Source organism: Mesorhizobium sp. M7A.F.Ca.CA.002.05.1.1 (genome assembly GCF_003998335.1).
Taxonomy (GTDB): domain Bacteria; phylum Pseudomonadota; class Alphaproteobacteria; order Rhizobiales; family Rhizobiaceae; genus Mesorhizobium.
On record NZ_RZQI01000415.1, the window covers coordinates 1 to 5,093 of the forward strand.

Sequence of the window (5,093 nt, forward strand, 5' to 3'; positions counted from 1 at the left end):
GCCCCACACGGCTTCTTCCCGGCGGTTGTGCCCGGCACCCAATTCGTCACGCTGGGTGGCGCCATCGCAAACGACGGGCATGGCAAGAACCATCATCGGCGCGGGACATTCGGCTGCCATGTCGAGAGCTTCACGCTGCTCAGGTCCGACGGAAAGACCCACCGCTGCTCGGCATCGGACAATGCGCGGCTGTTTGCGGCAACGATCGGCGGCATGGGGCTGACCGGCCTCATCCTGTCGGCCTCGATCCGGCTGATGCGGGTGCATTCGCTCGACATCGTCGAAAAGGCGACCCCGTTTCGCGATCTCTGCGAATTCTTCGGCCTGGCCGAGGCGGCCGATCAGGCCAATGAATATGCGGTCGCCTGGATCGACCAATTGGCCGGCGGCCGCAACAGCGGTCGCGGCCTGCTGTTGTCGGGCAATCACGCCGAGCACGGCTCGCATGCCGCCTCGCGCGTCGGCGGCACTTTCTCGGTGCCGGTCCAGCCGCCGTTCAATGTGCTCAACCGGCCGTTCCTGACCGCCTTCAACGCTGCCTACAGGTGGAGGAAGAGCCGGGCAACCGTGCAGCGCCAGGCCGGATATCAGGGCTTCTTCTTCCCGCTCGACGGCGTGCGCGACTGGAACCGGCTTTATGGGCCGAAAGGGCTTTTCCAGCACCAGAGCGTGGTGCCGGAAGAGACGGCGCGCGAGGCCGTGCCGGCATTGCTGGCGGCTGCAAGGCAAGCCGGGCAGGGCTCGTTCCTCACGGTGCTGAAACGCTTTGGCTCCATCCGCTCGCCGGCGCTGCTGTCGTTTCCGCGTTCCGGCTACACGCTGACACTGGATTTCCCCAACAGGGGTGCCGCGACACTGACATTGCTGCGGGAACTCGACCGCATCACGGTCGAGGCCGGCGGCGCGGTCAATCCATATAAGGACGCCCGCATGGCCGCCGAGATATTCGCCTCGTCCTTTCCCGAATGGCGGCGGCTGGAAGCGCTCCGCGACCACGCCTTCATGTCTGACTTCTGGGCGCGCACCGCGAAGAGGTTGGATGCGCGACGAGGCTCGGTCGAGGCGGCCGAATAGATAAAACTCGAATAATTCCCGGTTAATCGATGCTTAATAACGCGATTTACTCAAAATATTGTTGGGACTTCACCAAATGTTTGCGGGTTTGTAGTAGGAATCGCGAGGGGGTGGCTTGGAACACATGAAATACATCGTCTTCATTCTCTTTACAGTGGTGACCAATGCCGCCGCGCAGCTGATGCTGAAGCAAGGCATGATGTCGCTCGGGCCGATCTCGTTTGAGGGCGTCAATCCGCTCGTCAAGTTGCTGCAGATCGTTTTCAGCCCCTGGGTGTTCTTTGGCCTGTGTACCTTCGTCATCTCGATGGCATCGCATCTCTATGTGCTGTCCAAGGTCGAGCTCTCCTTCGCCTATCCGTTCCTCAGCCTCGCCTATGTTGCCGTCGCCATCTTCGCTTATTTCGTCTTCCGCGAGGACCTCAATGGCTGGCGCATCGCCGGCATCGCCTTCATCTGCGTCGGCACGGTGCTGATCGCCCAAAGTGGCCGGGATTTGGGCGAGCGAGGGCATGAAGACCAGACGGCTTCCATCACGCCTGACAAGATCCAAGCAAACGAGATCGTTAGATGAGACATGTGATTTTCGGCGGCGACGGTTTCGTCGGCCGCCATCTCGCCCCGAAACTTGTGGCCGATGGTGAAGAGGTCGTCGTCGCCGATATCGTCAAGAGCGACCTGCCGCATTACCGCACTGTCCGCTTTGTCCAGTGCGACGTCATCGATCCGGCATCGGTCGCGGCGGTTGGGCTGAAGGCCGACGACATGGTCTATAATCTGTCGGCCAAGATGCTGTCGCCGATCCAGGTGCGCTCCAAGCGGCACGATTTCTTCTTCCCGGTGAATTTTCATGGGACCGAGCACATCATGCAGGCCATGGACAGAGCCGGTGCGTCAAAACTCGTCCACTACACGACCGACATGATCTACGGCCACACGGTCACGCAGCCGATGACCGAGGAGCACCCGGTGGCGCCGCTGGGCGAATATGGCTGGTCGAAGCAGAAGACAGAGGAGTTGGCGGCCGAATGGCGCAAGCGCGGCATGTCGATCTCGCTGTTTCGCCCGCGCCTGATCATCGGCCCAGGCCGGCTCGGCATCCTGGAAAAGCTGTTCAAGCTGATCGACTGGAATTTTCCGGTGCCGATGATCGGTTCGGGCAGGAACCCCTATCAGTTCATCTCGGTGTTCGACTGCGCCGAGGCCGCGCGCGCGGCCTGGAAGGCCGGCGTGCCTAATGAGGCCTATAATCTGGGTTCGCTCAACCCGCCGCCGGTCAAGAAATTGCTCGGCGATTTGATCCGGCATGCCGGCTCGAAATCGATCCTGATCCCGACACCGGGCTGGGCGGTCAAGTGCACGCTGGACCTGCTCGACCTCTTGAACATGCCGATCATGGACCCGGAACAGTATCTGATCGCCGACGAGGACTGCGTGCTCGACGTGTCCAAGGCCGGGCGCCAGCTCGGCTGGGTGCCGCAATATCGCGACGAGGACATGCTGATCGCCGCCTATAGCGAGTACCGCGCCAAGAAAGCCGGCCACGCAGTCGCCACCAAACATGTGCCCGCCGAATAGCGGCTCGCAAAAACAGCTTTCGTTGCGCTCGATCCTGGTCGTGCGTGCAGACAGGAGATTGAAATGACCGTCATGGCCAAGCCCGAACAGACCAATTTGCGCACCATGGTCAGCGCGCCGTCGCTGTCGCCCGCCACTATCGCCAAGCCCGATTTGATCAGCGTCGAGCAGGCCAAGGCGATGGACGTTGCCCGCATGACCGACCTGTTCAAGGCGCATCTCAACCCCGGCCAGCTGCACTTCATGAAGCTGCTCGGTTTCCACAAGATCAAGATCGAGCGTGCCGAAGGCATGTTCTACATCGACCAGAACGGCCGCAAGATCCTCGACTTCTTCGGCGGCTTCGGTTCGCTGGCCTTCGGCCACAATCATCCGCGCATCCTGGAAGCACGCAAGAAATTCCAGGAGGAGAAGCGCCAGGAAATCGCCATCGCCTTCATGTCGCAATATGCGGCAGCGCTTGCGCACAACATCGCCAAATGCTCGCCCGGCGATCTCGACATGGTATTTTTGGGCTCGTCCGGTTCGGAAGCGATGGAAGCGGCGGTGAAGCTCGCCGAGCGCGCGGCCGGTCCGAAGCGGCCGAAGATCGTCTATGCCGAGAATTCCTTCCACGGCAAGACCAAAGGCGTGCTGGGCATCACCGACGGGCAGCTTTACCGCGCGGACTTCAAGGTGGCCGAAAACACGGTCCGCATCCCGTTTGCCGACATCGAGGCGGTCGAGCGCCTGTTCCGCTCCGATCCGGAGGTCGGGGTCATCGTGCTTGAAACCATCCAGGGCGGTGGCGGCATCATCCAGGCGCCGGCCGAATATTGGCAGAAGCTGCGCGCACTGTGCGACCAGTATGGCGTGTTGTGGGTCGCCGACGAAGTGCAGTGCGGCTATGGCCGGTCAGGCCGCTTCTATGCTTTCGAGCATTACGGCGTCATTCCCGATGTGACGGCGCTGGCCAAATCGCTTGGCGCCGGCAAGGCCGCGGTCGGCGCGATGATCGCGCGGCGCGAGGTTTATATGAAGGCCTATGGCACGCCGAAAACGGCGATGATCCATGCCATGGCGACCTTCGGCGGCATGGGCGAGGCCTGCGTCACCTCGATCGAGGGGCTCAACGTGCTCTACGACGAGGGGCTGATCGACAATGCCGCCGTCACCGGCGACTATTTGCTGCAGCGCCTGCAGGCGCTCAGGGAAAAGTACCCGAAGATCATCAAGGAGGTGCGCGGCAAGGGTTTTATGATCGGCCTGGAGTTCCACGACTTCTCGCAGACCTTGCCGATGGTGCTGCGGCCGATCGTCAGCGTGCTCGACGACAAGCTGAAGGGTTCGCTGTCGGGCTTCATCGGGGCGCTGCTGCTGCGCGACTACGATGTGTTAGTCGCCTTCACCGAATACAACCGCAACGTCATCCGGCTCGAGCCGCCGCTGATCTGCCAGCGCGAGCATGTCGACCGCTTCGTCGATGCCTTCGACAGCCTGCTGTCGCGCGGCATCGTGGGAATCGTGAAGGATTTCGTCAAAAGCCAGGTCCGTTAAGCGCTCGCTGGATACAACGATGCTGACCAAGTCGCCCGCTCCACAAAACCCAGTCGACCGGCTCACCGAGCCCGTTCTGACGTGGGGCGAGGGGACTTATGCGCGGCTGGCAGCACCGATCGGCGCGGCGGCTTTCGCGCTTTACATTCTTTTTACAGCGTTCACCGCATGGGTGATGCCCGACGCCAACTGGGACATGCTGCCCTATCTCGCTATAGCGGAGGAAGGCACCTATCCCGATGCACAGGCGCTGCATGACTATGCCTACAGCACTGTCAAATCGGGCGTGTCCGCAGGCGACTATAAGGCGCTGACCGACGATGGCGGCGGCTTCCGCAGTCACATGGCGGAGAATGCCGCCGACTTCCATTCACTGCTCGGCATGTACCGGATCAAATTTCTCTACGCCGAGATACTGTCGACGATGAGCGCGGTGATGTCGCCGGTCGAGGCGATGCGCCTGGTCTCAGTGTTCTCGGTTCTGCTGTTCGGCGCGATCGCCCTGATGTGGCTGCGCTCCGAAGGGGCACTGGCCTTGGCGCCTGTGGTCGGCGCGGTGCTGATCATGGCTGATTTCGGCGATGCGGCGCGCGCCTCGACGCCGGATTTGTTGTGTTCGGCGCTGTTGCTCGGCGGGCTCTACGCCTATGTCCGCGGTCGCGAGATGGCAACGGCGCTCCTGCTCTTTCTCGCCTTCATGGTGCGGCCAGACAATATTGTTTTTCTTGCCATTTTTGCCGTGCTGCTGGTTGCGTTCCGGCAGAAGGCGTGGGGCGCGCTGGCCGGCTTCGCCGCTTCCTTCGTCGCCTATTTCGCCATTTCGCACTGGGCTCATCATCCAGGCTGGTGGCCGCATTTGTGGTTCTCCAGCATTGAGCAGCATTACAATATGGACGGGTTCGAAC

General features: G+C 61.6%; 5 protein-coding genes. All 5 read left to right on the forward strand.

Annotation, left to right across the window (positions count from 1 at the left end; all coding sequences use genetic code 11):
- A partial coding sequence (locus EN939_RS20240; RefSeq protein ID WP_164751101.1) for an FAD-binding oxidoreductase occupies positions 1–1,074 on the forward strand: 1,074 nt, incomplete at its 5' end.
- A 124-nt stretch (positions 1,075–1,198) separates the two neighbouring features.
- Positions 1,199–1,648: an EamA family transporter gene (locus EN939_RS20245; protein WP_127269402.1), complete on the forward strand. Its 450-nt coding sequence runs from the start codon at positions 1,199–1,201 to the stop codon at positions 1,646–1,648.
- Positions 1,645–2,652, forward strand: a complete 1,008-nt coding sequence (locus EN939_RS20250) for an NAD-dependent epimerase/dehydratase family protein (protein ID WP_127269403.1) — start codon at positions 1,645–1,647, stop codon at positions 2,650–2,652. Before EN939_RS20245 ends, EN939_RS20250 begins: the two co-directional genes overlap by 4 nt.
- Before the next feature lie 105 nt (positions 2,653–2,757).
- Entirely contained in the window at positions 2,758–4,188 is a 1,431-nt protein-coding gene (locus EN939_RS20255; protein ID WP_236383382.1) for an aspartate aminotransferase family protein, read from the forward strand.
- Positions 4,189–4,207: 19 nt separating this feature from the next.
- The coding region (locus EN939_RS20260; RefSeq protein WP_127269405.1) for a glycosyltransferase 87 family protein at positions 4,208–5,093 on the forward strand (886 nt) is incomplete at its 3' end.